Annotated in this window: 17 protein-coding genes; 13 read left to right on the plus strand and 4 right to left on the minus strand. The window is 38.4% G+C overall.

What is annotated here, in order from left to right; all coding sequences use genetic code 11:
- The first annotated feature begins 27 nt into the window (after positions 1 to 27).
- The 3 genes from ACHFIZ_RS04305 to coaD are packed head-to-tail and all read left to right on the plus strand — an operon-like array spanning position 28 to position 1,864.
- Positions 28 to 858, plus strand: a complete 831-nt coding sequence (locus ACHFIZ_RS04305) for a DUF3822 family protein (RefSeq protein WP_410883205.1) — start codon at positions 28 to 30, stop codon at positions 856 to 858.
- Complete coding sequence (locus ACHFIZ_RS04310) at positions 849 to 1,388, plus strand: RsmD family RNA methyltransferase (protein WP_410883207.1); 540 nt, start codon at positions 849 to 851, stop codon at positions 1,386 to 1,388. Before ACHFIZ_RS04305 ends, ACHFIZ_RS04310 begins: the two co-directional genes overlap by 10 nt.
- 11 nt (positions 1,389 to 1,399) lie before the next feature.
- A complete protein-coding gene (coaD, locus tag ACHFIZ_RS04315; protein ID WP_410883209.1) occupies positions 1,400 to 1,864 on the plus strand; it encodes a pantetheine-phosphate adenylyltransferase in 465 nt (154 codons plus the stop codon).
- 12 nt (positions 1,865 to 1,876) lie between these two features.
- Here coaD and ACHFIZ_RS04320 read toward each other — a convergent pair whose 3' ends face one another.
- Positions 1,877 to 2,488 (minus strand): NUDIX hydrolase, encoded by a 612-nt coding sequence (locus ACHFIZ_RS04320; RefSeq protein ID WP_410883211.1) that lies wholly within the window; start codon positions 2,486 to 2,488, stop codon positions 1,877 to 1,879.
- On the opposite strand from ACHFIZ_RS04320, the gene pyrE reads away from it, so the two are divergent.
- The 5 genes from pyrE to ACHFIZ_RS04345 all read left to right on the plus strand — a co-directional run bounded on the left by pyrE (position 2,487) and on the right by ACHFIZ_RS04345 (position 9,749).
- A complete protein-coding gene (gene pyrE, locus ACHFIZ_RS04325) occupies positions 2,487 to 3,140 on the plus strand; it encodes an orotate phosphoribosyltransferase (RefSeq protein WP_410883213.1) in 654 nt (217 codons plus the stop codon). The genes ACHFIZ_RS04320 and pyrE overlap by 2 nt on opposite strands.
- 13 nt (positions 3,141 to 3,153) lie before the next feature.
- Positions 3,154 to 3,552: an SRPBCC family protein gene (locus ACHFIZ_RS04330; protein WP_410883215.1), complete on the plus strand. Its 399-nt coding sequence runs from the start codon at positions 3,154 to 3,156 to the stop codon at positions 3,550 to 3,552.
- Between the two features lie 130 nt (positions 3,553 to 3,682).
- Positions 3,683 to 6,277, plus strand: coding sequence for an ATP-dependent chaperone ClpB (gene clpB, locus ACHFIZ_RS04335; RefSeq protein WP_410883217.1), 2,595 nt, complete (start codon positions 3,683 to 3,685; stop codon positions 6,275 to 6,277).
- 183 nt (positions 6,278 to 6,460) lie between these two features.
- A complete protein-coding gene (locus ACHFIZ_RS04340) occupies positions 6,461 to 8,743 on the plus strand; it encodes a glycosyltransferase (protein ID WP_410883219.1) in 2,283 nt (760 codons plus the stop codon).
- Positions 8,691 to 9,749 carry a glycosyltransferase family 4 protein gene (locus ACHFIZ_RS04345; protein WP_410883221.1) on the plus strand — a complete coding sequence of 353 codons (1,059 nt, stop codon included), beginning with the start codon at positions 8,691 to 8,693 and terminating at the stop codon, positions 9,747 to 9,749. The genes ACHFIZ_RS04340 and ACHFIZ_RS04345 overlap by 53 nt, the downstream gene beginning before the upstream one ends.
- Positions 9,750 to 9,760: 11 nt before the next feature.
- Here the strand turns inward: ACHFIZ_RS04345 and ACHFIZ_RS04350 are convergent, their stop codons facing one another.
- Positions 9,761 to 11,230, minus strand: coding sequence for a glycoside hydrolase family 130 protein (locus ACHFIZ_RS04350; protein ID WP_410883223.1), 1,470 nt, complete (start codon positions 11,228 to 11,230; stop codon positions 9,761 to 9,763).
- Positions 11,231 to 11,296: 66 nt separating this feature from the next.
- A complete protein-coding gene (locus ACHFIZ_RS04355; protein ID WP_410883224.1) occupies positions 11,297 to 13,723 on the minus strand; it encodes a DPP IV N-terminal domain-containing protein in 2,427 nt (808 codons plus the stop codon).
- Between the two features lie 208 nt (positions 13,724 to 13,931).
- Here ACHFIZ_RS04355 and ACHFIZ_RS04360 point away from each other — a divergent pair, with 208 nt between their 5' ends.
- Positions 13,932 to 14,837, plus strand: a complete 906-nt coding sequence (locus ACHFIZ_RS04360) for a polysaccharide deacetylase family protein (RefSeq protein WP_410883226.1) — start codon at positions 13,932 to 13,934, stop codon at positions 14,835 to 14,837.
- Between the two features lie 11 nt (positions 14,838 to 14,848).
- Here ACHFIZ_RS04360 and ACHFIZ_RS04365 read toward each other — a convergent pair whose 3' ends face one another.
- The gene (locus ACHFIZ_RS04365) at positions 14,849 to 15,301 is read right to left on the minus strand and encodes a 3-oxoacyl-ACP synthase (RefSeq protein WP_410883228.1); all 453 of its coding nucleotides are present in this window, start codon (positions 15,299 to 15,301) and stop codon (positions 14,849 to 14,851) included.
- 543 nt (positions 15,302 to 15,844) lie between these two features.
- Between ACHFIZ_RS04365 and ACHFIZ_RS04370 the strand changes: the two genes are divergently transcribed.
- From ACHFIZ_RS04370 to ACHFIZ_RS04385, 4 genes are read left to right on the plus strand one after another with little or no spacing between them, the layout of a single operon-like run.
- Positions 15,845 to 17,461, plus strand: a complete 1,617-nt coding sequence (locus ACHFIZ_RS04370; RefSeq protein WP_410883230.1) for an ABC-F family ATP-binding cassette domain-containing protein — start codon at positions 15,845 to 15,847, stop codon at positions 17,459 to 17,461.
- A 49-nt stretch (positions 17,462 to 17,510) separates the two neighbouring features.
- On the plus strand, positions 17,511 to 18,140 hold the full coding sequence (locus ACHFIZ_RS04375; protein ID WP_410883232.1) for an ABC transporter ATP-binding protein: 630 nt from the start codon (positions 17,511 to 17,513) through the stop codon (positions 18,138 to 18,140).
- A complete protein-coding gene (locus ACHFIZ_RS04380) occupies positions 18,137 to 19,333 on the plus strand; it encodes an ABC transporter permease (RefSeq protein WP_410883234.1) in 1,197 nt (398 codons plus the stop codon). Before ACHFIZ_RS04375 ends, ACHFIZ_RS04380 begins: the two co-directional genes overlap by 4 nt.
- Before the next feature lie 6 nt (positions 19,334 to 19,339).
- A complete protein-coding gene (locus tag ACHFIZ_RS04385; RefSeq protein ID WP_410883236.1) occupies positions 19,340 to 19,777 on the plus strand; it encodes a hypothetical protein in 438 nt (145 codons plus the stop codon).
- Positions 19,778 to 19,840: the final 63 nt, after the last annotated feature.

Below are 19,840 nucleotides of genomic sequence, written 5' to 3' on the forward strand. Positions count from 1 at the left end.
ATAGAAAAAAAGAATATTTTTGTGAACATGAACAGCAAAAATAGCATATTATTAGTTGATCCTGATTTTGATGTTAGCTCGGCAGACAATTGTGACTTGCTGATCAAAATTACTGCAGACAATTTCTCTTATGCGATAATAGATGGATCAGAAAATCGTTTGGTAGTGTTATATGACCAGCAAGAATGTAAAAATGTAGCTGCTGCACTTAATGATGTTTTGAGTGATGATCAACATTTGGCTATTCCATTTAAAACTGTGAAAGCATCTGTTTACACTCAAAACTCTATTGCCATACCCAACGAATTTTTTGATGCTGAAAATCTAAACACTTATGCAAAGTTTTTCAGTAAGGAACAATCGGAACAGTTGCATCTTCAAAATCTGGCAGGGCAAGACTTTACTACTATTTTCAATCTTGATGACACTATGGAAGCGCTACTGAAATCGACGTTTGGTATAAGCAAAATTTACGACCATATGGCGCCTCTTTTGGTTTTATCCAGTATTCTTCCCGAAAAGCACCTCATCTTAGATTTCACTGTAGGTACTTTCACTGCAGTTTTAACGGAGGCTGGAAAATTAATCTTTGAAAACTGCTATGAAACGGAGGATGCAGAAGAATTTAAGTATTACCTTCTATTAATGATACAGCAGTTAGAAATTGATACTAAAGAAACCAAAATATCTGTAAGTGGGATCATTCATGAGGGCGATAAAAAGTTTGATGCCTTAAACCATTATTTTTCAGAAATTGTGTTTAATACTACTAACGCTAATAAACTCGACAATAGAATTCTTGACAATATGCCTAGCCAATACTACAGTAGCTTACTAGCTTTGCAATTATGCGAATAATTGGTGGTCGTTTAAAAGGGATAAGGTTTAATGCGCCTGAAAGCCTGCCCGTAAGACCTACGACAGATATGGCTAAAGAGGCATTATTTAACATTCTGTATAATACGTATGATTTCGACAATTGTGATGTTCTGGATTTATTCTGCGGAACAGGAAACATAAGTTTCGAATTCGCCTCTAGAGGGATTAAAAGTGTTACTGCTGTGGACAAGCATTCGGGCTGCATATACTGGGTAAAATCTGTAATTGAAAAGCATCAATTGGAGGAGATGACTGTAGAAAAAGCAGACGTTTTCAAATATCTGACTGCCACAAAAAAAAGTTATCAAATTATATTTGCTGATCCCCCTTATGACTTGCCTACAATACCAAAAATTCCGGAACTGGTCATGACCAATGGCTTTCTTGCAGACAACGGGTTGTTAATTGTGGAGCATCCATCACTATTGAAACTTAATGCGCAACCAGGATTTAAAGAAACCCGTAGGTATGGAAATTCGTCTTTCAGTTTTTTTGAAAAAAGTAACTAGTATCATTCAATATGAAGATCGCGATTTTCCCAGGATCCTTTGATCCAATCACTATTGCTCATGCTGACATTTTAAAAAGGGCCTTGCCTTTGTTCGACAAGATTATTGTTGGAATTGGCCTTAATAGCGCCAAGCAGGGATATTTTAATCCTGAAAAAAGAAAAGATGTTGTTGAAGCAGTTTTCGCCGGAATAGATAAGGTAGAAGTGCAATTGTATGAAGGATTAACTGTTGATTTTTGTAAAAGGAATGATGCGAAGTTTATTGTTAGAGGCGTCAGATCTGTTGGAGACTTTGAATATGAGAAACCGATTGCACAGATCAATCAGACTTTGATGCCAGAGGTAGAGACCATATTGTTTTTTAGTAAACCTGAATATGGTGCAATCAGCTCTACAATTGTACGAGATATTTTAAGGCATGGCGGCGATGTCAGCAAGTTCTTACCTGCGGAAGCGATGCCATTTATAAAGTAAATTTTATTACTATTAAAGCAAACTAGCCTCTTCCAGTACTTGTAGGATTGAGGGAAAAGTGTTTTTTAATATTGGTTTCAATTCATCTGCTCCAAGCCATACCGCTTTAGTGATACCTTCCTCTTTTTGCGGGATCAATTTAGGCTCAGCTTTTACCGTCATGCTGTACCAATTTGTTTTCTTCAAAACAATCTTGTTACCAAGGGTATAAACATGAAAGGTTTTGCATAACTTTTTATCATTGGTGTAGATCTTTACTCCGCATTCCTCTTCTACTTCTCTTAATCCTGCTTCCTTGATTTTTTCCCCTTTTTCTACCTTACCTTTAGGCAGATCCCACCTTTTATTGCGAAAAATGAATAGGTAATTTCCCTTTGCACTCTTTACTAATCCTCCTGCTGCTTTGATCAACTCGCAGCTTCTTTTGATCTTATTGAAAAGTCTCTTAGGATCTGCGTCAATTAGGATGTAATCCTGAACAGTATCCTTGCCTATATTTTTATAGAATGTTGGAAAATCAAAATCCTCTGCATCAAGTCGTTGAATTCTCTTCAGTTGTTTGGGCGCAAATTCTGCGATGAACAAAGTATTGTCATTAATATAAATTCTGTATTTTTGATCCATGTATATTAAAAGTGAGATTGAATTAAAGGTAGCTGAATTTCTATTACAAATTAAGGCAATAAAATTGCAACCTAATAATCCATTTACATGGGCGTCTGGTTGGAAATCGCCAATTTATTGCGACAATAGAGTAACTCTTTCTCATCCTTCAATCAGAACGTACATCAGACAAAAACTTACACAATTGATACAGGAAGAATTCGGATCGGTTGATTTAATTGCAGGCGTTGCCACTGCAGGAATTCCTCAGGGTGCTTTAGTTGCTCAAGAGCTTGGTTTGCCATTTGCATATGTGAGAGCAAAAGCAAAAGAGCATGGAACAGGTAGCCTAATAGAGGGGGAAATTGTTGAAGGACAACGCGTAGTAGTTATTGAAGACTTAATTTCTACCGGAAAAAGTAGTCTGCAGGCTGTCGAAGCGCTAAGAGACGCAGGACTGTCAGTTGCGGGTCTAGTTGCCATCTTTACATATGGTTTCGACCAGGCTGATGAAAACTTCAAAGCTGCGAAGTGTAGGTATGCAACTTTATCAAATTACGACACATTGATATCCTACGCTGCCGAGCATAGCTTTATTGCTCAGAATGATGTAGACTTACTTACAAAATGGCGTAGAAACCCATCTGAATGGGGTAATAAATTAGAACAATAATCTTAATAATACAATGACAGTTATAGAAAGCAGTACAGAGATTAACCTTCCGGTTGCAAAGGTTTATGAGTTTTTGGCAGATTTGAACAACCATCAACAATTAATGCCGGATAATATTTATAACTGGTCATCTACCAAAGACGAGGCAAGTTTCACGATTCAGAATATGGCTAAACTAGCCATCAAAATATCTGAACGTATTGAGAACATAGAATTAACTGCTATTCCTACCGAAAAGCCACCTTTCGATGTCGAGTTGAAATGGACTGTTGAAGATAATGGACAAGGTGGTACAGTTGCAAAGCATATCATTACAGCTGATTTGAATATGATGATGAAAATGCTTGCCTCAGGTCCTCTGCAGAAACTGGCAGATCACCAAACCGAGCGTCTTAAAGAGATCTTGAAATAATAGTAAAATATTTCTTCAGTATAAAATACTATTTACCAGACATATAGACATTCAGCACTTCTATTATCAGACATAATTTCCGATATTGAATGGGCGAACCTGCTGGCACTAGGTTTGTTGGCTTGTAAGTATGAATTTCAACAACTTTACGATAAAAGCTCAGGAAGCAATTCAACAAGCTTCAGCAATAGCAGAAGGCAATCAACAACAAGCTATTGAGACCGCACACCTTCTTAAAGGCTTACTTACTGTTGATGAAAATGTTGTTTCTTATGTATTGAAGAAGCTAAATGTAAATCTAAATGTCCTAAATCAGAATCTCGACGCCCAAATCGGGAAGTTTCCAAAAGTTAGCGGAAGTAGTCCGTATTTAACTTCTGGAAGCAATTCAGCTTTACAAAAAGCACAATCCTATTTGAAAGAGTTTAAAGATGAATTTGTTTCTGTTGAACATGTATTGCTAGGGATCTTATCAGTCAGCGATGCTACATCTAATTTGCTGAAAGATCAGGGTGTAAATGAAAAAGACCTTAAAAAAGCGATTGTAAGTCTGCGCGGAGACAATCGCGTTACCGATCAAAATGCCGAGGCAACTTATCAAGCGCTTGGCAAGTATGCGCGGAATTTAAATGAATATGCAGAATCTGGTAAATTGGATCCAGTAATTGGCCGCGATGACGAGATTAGAAGGGTAATACAAATACTTTCTCGGCGTACTAAAAACAATCCTATTTTAATCGGTGAACCAGGAGTAGGTAAGACTGCCATAGCGGAAGGAATCGCATTTAGGATAATCCAGGGAGACGTTCCTACCAACTTAAAGAGCAAAACAGTTTACTCTTTAGATATGGGTGCTTTAATCGCTGGTGCAAAATATAAAGGAGAATTCGAAGAGCGGCTAAAAGCTGTAGTAAAAGAGGTTAGCCAAAGTGATGGCGATATCATCCTTTTCATTGATGAGATTCATACGCTGGTAGGCGCAGGTGGCGGCGAAGGTGCAATGGATGCCGCCAATATATTAAAACCTGCCCTGGCAAGAGGAGAATTGCGTGCTATAGGTGCAACAACGCTTGATGAGTACCAAAAATATCTGGAGAAAGACAAAGCACTTGAAAGGCGTTTTCAGAAAGTAATGGTAAATGAACCTGATACACAAGATGCAATCTCTATTTTGCGGGGACTAAAAGAACGCTACGAAACTCACCATAAAGTTAGGATTAAAGACGAAGCGATCATTGCTGCTGTTGAACTTTCACAACGCTATATCGCCGACCGTTTCTTACCTGATAAGGCTATTGACCTGATGGATGAGGCCGCCGCAAAGCTTCGTTTGGAGATGGATTCCGTTCCCGAAAAAGTGGATGAATTGAACCGTAAGATCATGCAGCTTGAAATTGAAAGAGAAGCGATTAAGAGAGAAAACGACACAAAAAAAGTCGCTAGCCTTGGAGAAGAGATAGCTAATATGTCTGCCGAAAGAGATGAAATCAAAGCGAAATGGCAGGGCGAGAAAGATTTGGTTGACAACATCAACAATGAACTAGAACAAGTAGAAAACTATAAACTAGAGGCAGATCAGGCCGAGCGTGCAGGTGATTACGGTAGGGTTGCGGAAATCCGTTATGGAAAGATTAAGGAAGCTCAGGATCGGGTTGAAAAGTTTAAGGAAACCCTTGCAAGTCAACAAAGCGAAAGCAGAATGCTTAAGGAAGAAGTTACTGCTGATGATATTGCTGGAGTAGTGGGAAGATGGACGGGAATTCCTGTCACCAAACTGATTTCAAGTGAGCGTGACAAACTGCTTAATCTGGAAGATGAACTTCATAAAAGAATTGCTGGACAAGACGAAGCTATTGAAGCAATATCTGATGCCATTAGAAGATCTAGAGCAGGATTGCAAGATAAACGCAAACCAATTGGTTCGTTTATTTTCTTGGGGACAACTGGAGTTGGTAAAACAGAATTGGCTAAGGCGTTGGCTGAGTTTCTTTTCAACGATGAAAACGCAATGACGAGAATTGATATGAGTGAATATCAGGAGCGTCACGCTGTATCAAGATTAATCGGCGCGCCTCCCGGATATGTTGGATATGATGAAGGTGGTCAATTGACAGAAGCCGTAAGAAGAAAACCATATTCAGTAATATTACTAGATGAAATCGAAAAGGCACATCCTGATGTGTTCAACATTCTTCTTCAAGTCTTAGACGACGGAAGATTGACCGACAATAAAGGAAGGGTAGTGAACTTCAAGAATACCATCATCATTATGACCTCTAATATTGGATCTCACCTCATTCAGGACAACTTTAAGTCATTAAACGATGAAAATAGGGATGAGGTAGTGGCGAAAACCAAAAGTGAACTATTTGAGTTACTAAAACAGACCATCAGACCAGAATTCTTAAACAGGATAGACGAGCTGATCATGTTCACACCTCTGACCAGAGTTGAGATTAGAAATATTGTTGACCTCCAATTTAAGCATGTCCAGGATACGCTTACAGACATGGGCATAACGATCGAGGCTTCTCCAGAAGCATTAGATTGGCTTGCAGAATTGGGTTATGATCCACAGTTCGGCGCCAGACCACTAAAAAGAGTGATTCAAAAGCGTATATTAAATGAACTGTCTAAAGAAATCCTTGCTGGAAAAGTTGATAAAGAGAGCAAGATTAAACTGGACATGTTCAATAATCAGTTCGTTTTCGTAAATAATAAATAATCAGACGGGGCTGGTACCATTCTTACTATTAAGAAATCCCACCTTCCTCTTTTGTTAAATATTAAACAGTTTTAATTTAAATGTTAATTTTGTTTAACCACGCAGCAATTATTGTTGCCAAAGCACCCGAATTGAGAACATTCGTCCGTTTTTTTTGTTGTATTAATAAGACACTTATAAATCATGAAAATCGCTTACATATCCTCTTACCCTCCACGCGAATGTGGTATTGCAACTTTTAATCATAATCTCCTCAAAGCCATAGGCTTTAATAAAAATGCTGTTTCCGAAGAAAGTTTTGTTGTTGCCATGAACGATGCTGATTCGCTTGATGATTACGAGTATCCAAAAGAGGTAAAACATGTAATCAGACAAGAGAATCAAAAAGACTATATCCGTGCAGCGGATTATATCAATACCAGTATAGCTGATGCTTGTATATTAGAACATGAATATGGAATCTACGGCGGAGAAAGCGGTGTTTACATCCTTCCCCTGATAGCGCGGTTGCAGAAACCATTAATCACCATTTTCCATACGATCTTAAAAGATCCGAACCACATGCAATTGACTGTTTTGCGTGAGATTGCGAAATACTCCTCAAGAATTGTGGTGATGAGCCACCGTGCTGTCGGTTTTCTTATTGAGATATATGGCATACCTTATCACAAAATCCAACTTATTGAACACGGTGTTCCTGATCTTGAGCCAAAGGAAAACAACCCGATAAAGAACTCTATTGCTTTCAAAGGAAAAAAGGTATTGTTTACTTTCGGTTTGATTAGCCGAAACAAAGGTTTAGAGACTGTTATTGAAGCACTTCCTGCCATTGTAGCGAAGAACCCAAATGTGATGTATGTTATTTTGGGAACTACGCATCCCGGTGTAATCAGAAATTCTGGCGAGGAATATAGAGACAGTTTAAAAAGACTGGCTAAAAATTTAAATGTTGAAGAAAACCTCACATTCATAAATAAATTTGTTTCTGAAGAAGAGCTTTACGACTATTTAACAGCTTGTGATATGTATATCACACCTTATTTAAATGAAGCACAAATAACGAGCGGCACACTTTCTTATGCAGTTGGAGCCGGTGCAGCTGTAGTTTCAACCCCATACTGGCATGCGCAGGAATTACTTTCAGACCACCGTGGAAAGTTGTTCGACTTTAGAAAATCTGATCAATTGGCTGAAATTGTAAATGAACTTTTTGCGGATGAAGACAAACTTAAACTGTTAAAAGCGAATGCCTACGAGTATGGGTTACACCTTCGTTGGCCAAGTACAGGAGATGTTTTTGTAGATGTTCTTAATGAAGCAATTGACAAATATCTTTCAGAAAAGGAAATAGGAGGTAAGCCAATTATTGATCCAGATATCATGCCTGCTTTCAATTTGGCTCATATCCAACGATTGACCGACGATACTGGTATTGTTCAGCATGCTAAGTATGGTATCCCAAATTTGAAAGAGGGTTATTGCGTTGATGATAACGCCAGAGCTTTGATTTTGACAATACTTGCTTATCAGCAGAACAAGAGTAAAGTAGCGCTGGATCTTCTGCCAATTTATTTGAGCTACATTCAATACATGCAGTGTGACAACGGAAATTTCCGAAACTTTTTAAGTTTTAGAAGAGAATATCTGGATGAGGTAGGCACAGAAGATTCTTTTGGAAGAACGATATGGTCGCTGGGTTACCTTATCAATAATGCTCCAAACAACTCTTATAGGGAATTTGCAAAAGAGTTGTTTTTAAGATCGGTTCCGCATTTTAAGGATTTGAAGCATCTTAGGGGCTTGGGAAATACGATAATTGGCTTAACACATTTCATAAAAGCCCATCCGGGAGATGAGCACATTAAAGATCAACTTGATAAGTTAGCTGAGCCTTTAAAGGCAGCTTACAGGAAAAATAAAGAAGGGCATTGGCACTGGTTCGAAGAGAAAATGACTTACGATAATGCCATTCTTCCTTTGGCATTGATGAGCTACTATGAAATTAGCAAAAATCAGGAAGCATACGACATCGCTTTCGAAAGTATGGAATACTTGACTCAAAAGACGCTGATCAGTGGGTATTTGAATCCTGTTGGAAATGATGGCTGGCTATTTAAAGACGGTCCTGAGATGGCTATATACGATCAACAAGCAATTGAAACGATGGCAATGGTTTTGATGTATTTCAAAGCCTACGAGATCACCCATGACAAGACGTATATTAAGCAGATGTATGTGTCTTATCAATGGTTCCTTGGAGAAAACGTACTTCGGATTCCATTGTTTGACCATGAGACAAAAGGATGTGCAGACGGCTTACAAACTTATGGGATAAACCGAAATCAAGGTGCAGAAAGTACTCTGGCTTATTGGATATCCCATTTGGTAGTACTGAAAGCCATGGAATTTGAATATGAGTTTATCCAAAGTAGCGACCTCACAACATCACAAAAGCAGGCATTTTAGTTTGATGAAGATAGCAGTATTGGCACCGGTAGCGTGGAGAACCCCTCCACGCCACTACGGTCCTTGGGAACAAATGGCATCAAACCTGACGGAAGGGTTGGTAAATAATGGGTTAGATGTTACGCTTTTCGCCACTGGCGATTCTATAACAGATGGGAATTTGGATTCAGTGATAAAGATCGGATATGAAGAAGACCGGAATCAGGATGCCAAAGTTGTAGAATGTCTCCACATCAGCAATCTAATGGAAAAAGCCGGAGACTTTGACATCATTCATAATCATTACGACTTTCTACCATTGAGTTATAGTGGACTTATTAAAACTCCGCTGATTACTACCATTCACGGCTTTTCTTCAGAAAAGATTTTAAGGGTTTATCAGAAATATAATGCCATAGGGAACTATGTTTCTATCAGCAATTCAAACAGACACTCCTCTTTATCTTATATGGCAACTGTTTACAATGGACTGAATACTAAGGGCTTCGATTTTAATGATCAACCGGATGATTATCTATTATTTTTTGGTCGGATACATCCAGACAAAGGAACTGCAGAAGCCATACAAATTGCGCTGAAAACAAATAGGAAATTGATCATTGCAGGCATAGTTCAAGATTCAGAATACTTTAGAGAGAAAGTCGAGCCTTTTTTGAAAGGCGATATTGAATTTATCGGCTCTGCCGGACCGGAGAAAAGGAACGAATTATTACGTAATGCGCTCGCATTATTGCATCCAATTAGCTTTGAAGAACCATTTGGATTAAGTGTTGCAGAAGCTATGCTATGCGGCACACCCGTTATTGCATTCAACAAAGGTTCTATGCCTGAATTGATCAATGACGGACAAACTGGTTTCCTTGTTAATAATGTGGAGGAAGCGGCTAATGCTGTGCAAGATTTGCCAGGGATTGAAAGGCTGACTTGTAGAAACTGGGCGATGGAAAGATTCTCTCAAAGAAAAATGGTAGAAGACTACATCGCCCTCTACCATAAAATATTGTAGGACGGCTTTCTTTATAAGCCGTCTGGATTTTTAAGCCTTTCTAATAATACATCAAGCGCTACGCCTGCAAAAGATGAGCAATAGTCTGATAAGCCATAGGGAATAATCAATTCACCATTGTGAATAATGGAACCACAGGAATACAATACATTCGGTACATATCCTTCCCGCTCATCATTATTTGGAATGACCAAGGGTTCTCTTAACCTTCCAATTTCGATAGATGGATCATCCAGATCAAAAAGACTAGCTCCTAAGCAATACCGGCGCATTGGTCCTACTCCATGAGTGATCACAAGCCAGCCTGCTTCTGTTTCAATTGGCGAGCCACAGTTACCGATTTGAATAAACTCCCAAGGGTACTTAGGGGTTTGTAGCTTAACAGGGTTGTCCCAGACGGTTAATTTATCAGAATACATTAGATAATTGTTACAACCATCAATTCTTGACATCATCGCGTATTTGCCGTTGATTTTACGTGGGAAAAGCGCCAGGTTCTTGTTTTGTGCTCCTACACCATGTAAGGGACTAATCTTGAAATCATAAAAATCGGTAGTTTGTAATAGTTTAGGCATGATCATAGCACCGTCAAATGCCGTGTAGGTAGCGTAGTATACTATGGAACCGTCTTCTTTCACAAAACGAACAAACCTGGCATCTTCAATACCCTTACGTTCGAACTCCGATATAGGGAAAATTACCCGGTCTGAGATGTCAGTATCCCTGGAAAAACTGATTTCATGGTAGGTATCAGACAGCCACAGGATTTTATCGTATTCCAGCTTCTTCATGTCTTCTTCCTGAAGATTTTTAGAATCCAAAATAATCTTGCGGAGTGTAGCATAGTCAAACTTATCTTCTAACTGTACGCCCACTTCATCCAGCACTTCTACTTGAATTTTTGAATCAGCTCCCTTCTTTAGAAATAGCTTTTTATTGTAAACAGCATTCTTTATTACTTCAGCCTCGTCGATATAGTTTCCGGCAGGTATTACAGTAATATCATTATTGCGATCGATTAATGCTCTCCTGAATACTACGGAAGAAATGTGCCCCTCTCCCACGGCCCGGAAGCTGATTATAACCCTGCGTTCGCCCTCCACAAGATCTGACTGATCGGGGTCGTCAACAATAGAAGGGTTGAAGAAAGCCGCCGATTCAATAGAGTATTCATGTGTGAAGTACGAACCAATCAATAGCCTGTGGTATTTTTCCAGATCCTCATAATCAAATCCGGCATCCTCAATACAGTGCTTTACTTTTTTGCAGTGCCGGGTGAGTATTTTTGTGATATTACGGTGTCTCTTTGAATATTCTTGAAGAAGTGGAGAAATGATTCCAAAAACTTCAACGTCGCTCAGACTCATTACATGTTTAACTACATCTATTGCTCTTTGATCTCCGTTGAAAAAAAATCTTGCTATTACCCTTTTAGGATCGGGATATACTTTTACTGGTTTTCGTTCTATTAATAGTCTCATGTTTTAGATAACATATATTTTAGGTGTAAAGGTTTTATAATATAAAGCTTTTTTTTAAACAAGAAATTATTTTTTTCTTTCAAGCTCGCGATCTATTTCGATCATGTCAACCTGGTCTGGCGTTTCGAAGTCTCCGATAAGGTACTTATTGAAATGGTCAGCCAGCTTCCAGAAAGCATACTCCGTAAGGTCACCAAAGCCATGACGCTGACCCGGTAAAATCACAAACTCAAATCGTTTTCCTTCCTTCATCAACGCATTTGCCAATCTAATGGTATTGGCCGGATGCACATTATTGTCGATATCACCGGTCATGATCATCAAATGTCCTTTAAGATTTTTTGCAATTTGGGGGTTCTTATCAATGTCATACGTAAAAGTTGTATCGCCCTTTGCTGAAATGATCTCTTTAACACCATGATGTTTCTCACTCCACCATCTGTTATAGATACTATTGTCATGATTACCTGCTTTTGAAACCGCCACCTTAAAGAAATCAGGATATACTAGCATTGCAGCTGTAGACATAAATCCACCACCAGAATGTCCTGTAATACCCACCTTGGTAGCATCAATGAATTTATACTTATCCGCCAGTTGTTCAATAGCGGCCTTTTTATCAGCCAATCCATAGTCACGAAGGTTTCCATATCCAAAAGTATGGTACCACTTTGATCTTGCAGGATTACCACCTCTATTACCTACCGAGATAACGACGTAACCTAATTGGGCAAGGCGATCAGTGTTGTCCATGCTTTTTGTGAATGACTTATTCACAGACTCAGTTTGCGGCCCAGGATAAACATATTCAATTATTGGATATTTTTTATTTGGGTCGAAATCAAATGGCTTATACATTACACCATAGATATCAGTTACCCCATCATCAGCCTTAACCTTAAATGGTTCTGGAAATTTGTAGCCACTCGCTATCAAAAGACTAAGATCTGTAGTTTCAAGATTCATAACTACCTTTCCAGTATTGTCTAACAGTACAGACCTGGGCGCAGTATTCACTCTTGATGAATTGTCTACAAAGAACTTTGCTTCATCATTCATACTAATTGCATGGTCAAAATTGCCAGCATCGAGCAATTTCATACCTGTTCCGTCAAAGTTGATCTTGTATAAATGGTAATAGTATGGATCTTCTTTATCTTCTCTGCCATTTGCAGTAAAATAAAGGATGCGGTTTTTTTGATCAACGTTAACGATGTTTTCAGTATGAAAAGAGCCTTTAGTGATCTGGTTCTTCATTTTTCCCGTTTTATCAAACAGATAAAAATGACCCCATCCATCCCTTTCCGACCAATGGATTAATTCATTTCCTCCATTTACCAATCCCGGACGCGAAATTTCTACGTAAGTGTTGAAGCGCTCATCTATTACAGGCGTAACTTTTTCGGTAGCTATGTCTATGCTGCAGACATCAATTCTTTTCAAGTCTCTGCTAGTGCGGGAGAAATATATCTTGCTATTATCTCCTAACCACAAAGATGGCCTGAATTCATTATCTCTATCTTTATTTAACGATGGAGCGGACCATACAGAAACGGACTGATCTTTGAATGCTGAGACATCGAGCTTTTTAAATGTCTTAGCACCAAAATTGAATAGTAGAAGCTCATCTATAGGTGATTCCTTTTCACCAGGCATTTGATATTTATAGCTCTCTAAAGTTGGACGCCCAACAGCAACGTTATTGATTACCCAAAGGTCTTTTACCTTTCTTGAATCCGTGCGATCAAGTACGAAGTATTTAGAATTCGGAGACCATAACACATATGCTCTTTTCCTTTTTTTAATATTTTTTATTTCTTCTTCATTATTTTCGCCATCTCCGTCACTTCCGTACGCATAAAACTTAACACCGTCTTTAGTTAGTTGTTGTTCAACAATAGTACTATCTTCTTCATTTTTAACTGCTTTTTTATAATTCTCCTTATCCATCCAGTACAGGTTGTAATTTCTAGAGAATATGATTGCTGATGAATCGGGCGCAACCGAACCCCAAATAGGTTTTGCCTTTGGCTTAGTAAAATTTGGGACTTCGGTTAACTTTTGAGTCGCAATAACATAATTGAAATTGAAGATTTTTTTCTGCAAAGAATCTGCAGCTTTCTTGTCCTTACGATCCTTCTTCAACTCGTCTATTGTGCTTAGAATCTCAAAGGTCAAGCTTCTCTCATCAGCAGAAAACTTTAAAGTCATCAATGGCAAATGTTGTGCATCGAATGGATCTCTGATAATTGTTGTAATCTCTGCGGCCAGTTTAGCATTATCAAATATTTTCTGTTTGTTTTTAGCAACTGGATCTACCATATACCATTCTCTACCATTCGGAGTTTCATATTCATACCAAAAACGATTGCTGGTTTTCAACCAATGAGGATCTACTGCAGTAGAATATACCATTTTTTTAACTTTATTGGGAGAGAATCTGGAAGCCAGCTGGTAATTTGCTTTTGGAGATAGTGGAACAACCTCCGACATTGTGTAGGTTTTAACCTGTGATAAAGCATTAAAACAAACAAACGAAATCAAAAAAAATAGAATGTAAAGTCTCTTCATAATGTTAATAAATTAGCTGCCTAAATTATTGATTAAAATATTCTTGCAGGGATATTAATTGTAATAAAAATGATAGCTATTGTATCATATGATCAGTTGATTTTATAGTTTTGCAGCAAAATATTTCTAAATGAAGCAATACCTATTATTCTTATTCACCGCAGCGGTAATTATCACTACCGGATGCCAATCAAAATCAGAAACAAGTAACGTTTCCGGAGACAAAAAAGATTCTACAACAGTTTCTTCAGAGAATGAAAATGGCAAGACAGTTGAACAAACATCAACAACTGACAAGATTGATGTCAACAAAATTAAAGTAGCGAATCCCAAAACTGTTCTTGCCCGCAAACAAGTACCTATCCTTTGCTATCATCAGATTAGGAATTGGAAGCCTACAGATGGCAAAGTCGGTAAGGATTATATTGTCGAAGAACAGAATTTCAAGGATCAAGTTAAGATGCTTGCTGATAGCGGATATCATTCTATCCTTCCAGATCAATTGTATGCCTATTTGAATACGGGAGCTTCTTTGCCAAGTAAACCAATAATGTTCACATTTGATGATACAGATATGGATCAATTCACCGTGGCAGCGCCAACTTTAAAGAAATATGGTTTTAAAGCAGTGTATTTTATCATGACTGTATCCATTGGTCGAAAAGGGAAGTTCGTGGATTACATGAGCAAAGAACAAATAAAAGCGCTTTCAGACGCCGGAAATGTAATAGGAAGCCACACTTACGACCATAAAAACTTTAAAAAGTATACTGGTAAAGACTGGGAAGAACAACTTGATAAGCCTACTAAAAAGTTAGAGGAGATCACTGGCAAAAAAATGACTGAGTTTGCCTATCCGTTTGGATTGTGGAATGCAGAAGGAATTCCGGAACTAAAGAAAAGAGGATTCAAGATGGCTTTTGCGCTATCTACAAAGCGTGATGAAAATGAACCCTTGTTCACCATACGAAGAATTATAGCAAGCGGATATTGGAGTCCGAAAACGCTTAGCAATAGTATTAAAAACAGCTTTTAAGCTGTTTTTTTTTACTCAATGCTTTCGATCTGGTATTTTTTACCATTGAATTCGAATCCGCTCCCTTTTTTCTTATCCAGGAGCAATTTACCGATTGGCGATGCGGGCGAAATTGCAAAGATTGTTTTATCACCAATGTGCAGCTGACCGGCGCTAACACTTATATAGAAGGAGCCTTGATTGGTGATCACGTAGCTTCCGTGGATTACGTTCTCTGATTTAATTGATGAATCTATTGATTGTAATACACGCAAATTGTCTTGAGCATCTATTAACAAACGTTTATTCCTGTCAATATCCTGCTGCAGCATTTCTCTGCTGGTTTCGTATTTGTCTCCAGCGCTGCTCTTTGTGTCATCGTTACTAGCTTCCCTGGCTTGTTGTAATGCTGTTTCAGCGGTTTGAATTCTTTGTTCAATAAAGGTTAAGCTTTGTTGATATAGTTGATTTTTAATTACTTGCATAACTTATATGTCTATCCATTTGATCTTTTTATCAATGGGCGTCTGTGTCGCTGTTTTCGTTTTCTGATTATGATACCCCATGTGAAACAAGCCGAAACATTTTTCTTGTTCCCCTAAGTTAAGATAATCCTTCAATTCTGCAATTATTTCGGGCGAACTCCAATAAGCCGTAAACGTTCAAAGCTTCTGCTTTAAATGCCATATTTTGTACGGCGCACGCCAAAGAGGCAATTTCTTCCCACTCAGGTAGCTTTTTAGGATGGAGTTGAGCAACGGAATAGTACTTCCATCCTTATATCAAGATCAATTTTAGTTACTTCAGACCGATAAATTGGGCTAACTTTTTTATCACTTAGCAAAGAAACCATTTTTTAATAATAACTCATTACCGATTGATTTTTCGTAAGTGGCAAGGATATAAAAAGCTTATTCAGATGGATTAGTTATTCTTTATCCATTTGTTTAATTTAAGCATAAAACTAATGAGTAACTGTTTAAATCAATCTATAAATAATACTTACCTTTGCGGCTTATTTGCAATATATGATTTCAGTATCTAACCTATCACTCCGTTACGGAAAACGCACCTTATTTGAAGATGTCAACCTAAAATTTAACCAAGGAAATTGCTATGGCGTAATTGGCGCGAATGGTGCTGGTAAGTCTACATTTCTCAAAATACTTTCAGGTGACGTGAACCAAACGTCTGGAACCGTTGCCTTTACTCCAGGTGAGCGAATGGCTGTACTGAACCAAAATCACTACGAGTTTGATGAATTTACAGTAATTGAAACAGTCATGATGGGGCACAGGGATTTGTACGACATCATGAAAGAAAAAGACGCAATATACTTGAAAGAGGATTTTTCTGACAAAGACGGTGAACGTGCAGGAGAGCTGGAAAACAGGTTTGCTGAAATGGATGGATGGAACATGGAAAGCAACGCAGCAACTATGTTAAGCAGTCTCGGCATAAAAGAGGAGCATCACTACAAGCAATTGAAAGAGCTAGATGGTAATCAAAAAGTGCGTGTACTCCTAGCACAGGCTTTATTTGGTAATCCGGATATCCTTTTACTGGATGAGCCTACCAATGATTTGGACATTGACACCATCGCTTGGTTAGAGAACTTTTTGGCTGATTATCAAAGTATCGTTTTAGTTGTATCTCACGATAGGCATTTTCTGGATGCGGTTTGTACGCACATCGTAGATATTGATTTCGCAAAGATGAGTATTTACTCTGGTAACTATACATTCTGGTATGAGTCAAGTCAGTTAGCGCTTAAACAAAGAGGCGATCAGAATAAAAAACTAGAAGAGAAAGTAAAAGAACTTCAGGAATTTATTCAACGCTTTAGCGCAAATGCTTCCAAGTCAAAACAGGCGACTTCGCGTAAAAAAGCACTAGATAAAATTGATATTTCAGAAATTAAGGCCTCAAGTCGCAAATATCCAGCTATCCTATTCAACAATCTAGGAAGGGAAGCTGGTGATCAAATACTTCAGGTGGAGAACTTATCTTGTACTATGAATGGGGAGGTCATGTTTAAAAACGTCAGTTTCATGGTTAACAAAGGTGATAAGATCGCGGTTCTTTCACAAAATAGTCTGGCTACCACTGCATTCTACAATATTTTAAGCGGAAGAGAAAAAAATTATACTGGTAATTTCAAATTTGGCGTTACCATCAACATTGCCGACATTCCTAATGACAACTCTCAATACTTTGAAAACAAGGATGAGAACTTGGTGGATTGGCTTCGTGAATACTCTGGCACAGATCAGGATGAACAGTTTGTTAGAAGTTTCTTAGGAAGAATGCTTTTCTCTGGGGAAGAAGTTCTTAAAAATGTTAAGGTCTTATCTGGAGGTGAGAAAATGCGTTGTATGTTCTCTCAAATGATGCTGAAACATGCTAATCTTTTGTTGTTAGACGAACCAACCAATCACCTCGACCTGGAATCCATTACCGCATTAAATAATGGCCTGAAGGACTTTAAGGGAACAGCATTATTTACTTCGCGAGATCACGCTTTGACAGAATCTGTTGCTACGCGTATCATTGAGCTTACTCCAAACGGTGGCGTAGACAAGATGATGACTTATGATGAATATATTACTTCAGAAGAATTTGCTACTTTAAGGGGAATCAAATAATATATAGTCGTCTTAAGCACGATAGCTTTATTCATCAGTATTTACATTTATGATCATCCTAAAATCTGTTGCACATAGGTACAATGCTGATAAAATGATCCCGTTTAAAGATTGGGAGATCAGCACCGCTGAGCAATGGCTATTACTTGGATCTTCTGGAAGCGGAAAAACTACCTTGTTACACATTCTTACAGGTATCTTGAAACCAACTAATGGGGAGGTTATAATAGATAATACTTCCATCTATAACCTGGGGTCTAAAGCGCTCGACCAATTTAGAGGCCGTAATATTGGCATTGTCTTCCAGCGTCCTCATCTAATCAAGAGCCTAACCATTGCAGAGAACCTTGCAATGGCGCAAAGCTTTGCTAACCTTCAGGAAGATCATAAACGCATTTCTGAAGTTTTGGAATCTTTAGATATTGCGGACAAAACAAATGCCTATCCCAATGAACTGAGTCAAGGGCAACTTCAAAGAGTTTCAATTGCAAGGGCGGTAATAAATAAACCTTCATTGCTGATTGCTGATGAACCTACGTCCAGCCTGGATGACGCTAACGCGTTAGCGGTTCTAAATTTACTATTGGGTCAGTCAAATTTGAATAAGGCTACACTGATCGTGGCAACGCACGACAATAGAGTTAAGGAAGCATTCACCCATAGATACGAGTTGCTATGAGTCCACTAAAAATTAGCTGGAAAAGCATATGGTCTAAACCGCTATCATCTGCCTTGAATGTTATGCTGATCGCTTTTGGTATAGGCATATTAACGATACTTCTCCTCGCATCAACTCAGATTAGTGATAAGCTAGAAAATAACTCGAAAGATATCGACCTGGTAGTAGGTGCCAAAGGCAGTCCGCTTCAATTGATATTGAGCAGCATTTATTACGTAGACTTTCCAACAGGGAATATACCACTGAAGGAAGCGATGGAACTCGCACACAGTCCATTCGTAAAACGCGCTGTACCACTCGCGCTGGGTGATAACTACAACGGTATCCGGATCGTAGGTACAGATAGTAACTTCGTTAAAGTATATAACCTCAGGGTTGCGAAGGGTGAAATATGGTCTCGGGAATTTGAGACCACCATTGGTAGCGATGTTGCAAAAGAACAGCGTTTAAAAGTTGGCGACAAATTTTACGGTGCACATGGACTTACTGGCAACACTGATGTGCACATGGGCCATAAGTATATTGTATCTGGGATTCTGAAGAACCAGGGGAATGTTACAGATAACTTAATCTTAACCAATGTGCAAAGTGTGTGGGAAATGCATGAAGACCCTGATCACCATGAAGCAGAAGTACCTAAATATGAGGAAGAGCGTGAGCTCACCTCACTTCTTATTCAATACCGATCCCCAATGTCTGTAGTAATGTTCCCAAGAATGGTAAATGGCTCGACAAACATGCAGGCTACATCCCCTGCTCAAGAAAGTACACGCCTCTTTTCTTTGATCGGAGTTGGTGTTGACACCCTGAAATGGTTTGCTTTAATGATCATGCTTATTGCTGCAATCAGTGTATTCGTAAATCTTTATAATTCACTAAAAGAGAGAAATTATGACCTTGCTATCATGCGTACCCTCGGTGCCTCCAGAGGAAAATTATTTTTCATCATCATTTCCGAAGGTGTCATGTTAACTATCGCAGGAACAATTCTTGGAATTGCGTTGGGACATTTAGCCCTCCAGATTATTGGTTATTACCAAGAAAGCAATCAGGCAAAGTTAACTGGATTAGTTGTACTTAAAGCTGAAATTTACCTCTTTGTTTCAGGATTGGCAATTGGTATATTTGCTTCCATAATACCTGCGATACAAGCTTACCGAGCGAATATTTCGAATATATTATCTAAAAACTAACGATTTATGAAGAAGATTTTTTTTATACTCTTAATATTCTCAGGATTTGCTGTTAAAGCCCAACACAATCCTGACGATCAGATCATTTCAGATAACTGGGACGTTGTTGGTAGCGTAGATTTTAAGATTGTAAAGGATACAGAAATGTATGCTGTGTATAATAACAACATAAAGAAATTTGCCAATAAAAGTTTTGAACTGGAAGGCTATATAGTTCCAATTAAAGATGGAATGAAGCAAACGAAATTCATGCTTTCAACCCTACCCATAAATCAATGCTTTTACTGCGGTAAGAATGGCGTGCCCGTAATGGTAATGGTGGAAATGACTGAACCGATAAAGTTTACTTACCAAACCGTAAAAGTAAAAGGAACACTTAAGCTAAACGCTGGAAACGCAATGGATAACCCTCCAATCGCCTTGGTAGCATCCATAATTAACTAAGGACTCTGCTCTTCCTATCCCAACCAAACCCCTAACAATTACCGTCAAAAAAAAACGCTTTGT

The organism is Pedobacter sp. JCM 36344 (assembly GCF_046546555.1).
Lineage (GTDB): Bacteria > Bacteroidota > Bacteroidia > Sphingobacteriales > Sphingobacteriaceae > Pedobacter.

What these genes read in the sequence shown, in the direction of transcription:
- ACHFIZ_RS04380 (WP_410883234.1), top strand. Translation starts at nt 18,137, where the DNA reads ATGAGTCCACTAAAAATTAGCTGGAAAAGCATATGGTCTAAACCGCTA.
- ACHFIZ_RS04375 (WP_410883232.1), top strand. Translation starts at nt 17,511, where the DNA reads ATGATCATCCTAAAATCTGTTGCACATAGGTACAATGCTGATAAAATG.
- coaD (WP_410883209.1), top strand. Translation starts at nt 1,400, where the DNA reads ATGAAGATCGCGATTTTCCCAGGATCCTTTGATCCAATCACTATTGCT.
- ACHFIZ_RS04310 (WP_410883207.1), top strand. Translation starts at nt 849, where the DNA reads ATGCGAATAATTGGTGGTCGTTTAAAAGGGATAAGGTTTAATGCGCCT.
- pyrE (WP_410883213.1), top strand. Translation starts at nt 2,487, where the DNA reads ATGTATATTAAAAGTGAGATTGAATTAAAGGTAGCTGAATTTCTATTA.
- ACHFIZ_RS04330 (WP_410883215.1), top strand. Translation starts at nt 3,154, where the DNA reads ATGACAGTTATAGAAAGCAGTACAGAGATTAACCTTCCGGTTGCAAAG.
- ACHFIZ_RS04320 (WP_410883211.1), bottom strand. Translation starts at nt 2,488, where the DNA reads ATGGATCAAAAATACAGAATTTATATTAATGACAATACTTTGTTCATC.
- ACHFIZ_RS04345 (WP_410883221.1), top strand. Translation starts at nt 8,691, where the DNA reads ATGAGTTTATCCAAAGTAGCGACCTCACAACATCACAAAAGCAGGCAT.
- clpB (WP_410883217.1), top strand. Translation starts at nt 3,683, where the DNA reads ATGAATTTCAACAACTTTACGATAAAAGCTCAGGAAGCAATTCAACAA.
- ACHFIZ_RS04360 (WP_410883226.1), top strand. Translation starts at nt 13,932, where the DNA reads ATGAAGCAATACCTATTATTCTTATTCACCGCAGCGGTAATTATCACT.
- ACHFIZ_RS04355 (WP_410883224.1), bottom strand. Translation starts at nt 13,723, where the DNA reads ATGTCGGAGGTTGTTCCACTATCTCCAAAAGCAAATTACCAGCTGGCT.
- ACHFIZ_RS04385 (WP_410883236.1), top strand. Translation starts at nt 19,340, where the DNA reads ATGAAGAAGATTTTTTTTATACTCTTAATATTCTCAGGATTTGCTGTT.
- ACHFIZ_RS04340 (WP_410883219.1), top strand. Translation starts at nt 6,461, where the DNA reads ATGAAAATCGCTTACATATCCTCTTACCCTCCACGCGAATGTGGTATT.
- ACHFIZ_RS04350 (WP_410883223.1), bottom strand. Translation starts at nt 11,230, where the DNA reads ATGAGACTATTAATAGAACGAAAACCAGTAAAAGTATATCCCGATCCT.
- ACHFIZ_RS04370 (WP_410883230.1), top strand. Translation starts at nt 15,845, where the DNA reads ATGATTTCAGTATCTAACCTATCACTCCGTTACGGAAAACGCACCTTA.
- ACHFIZ_RS04305 (WP_410883205.1), top strand. Translation starts at nt 28, where the DNA reads ATGAACAGCAAAAATAGCATATTATTAGTTGATCCTGATTTTGATGTT.
- ACHFIZ_RS04365 (WP_410883228.1), bottom strand. Translation starts at nt 15,301, where the DNA reads ATGCAAGTAATTAAAAATCAACTATATCAACAAAGCTTAACCTTTATT.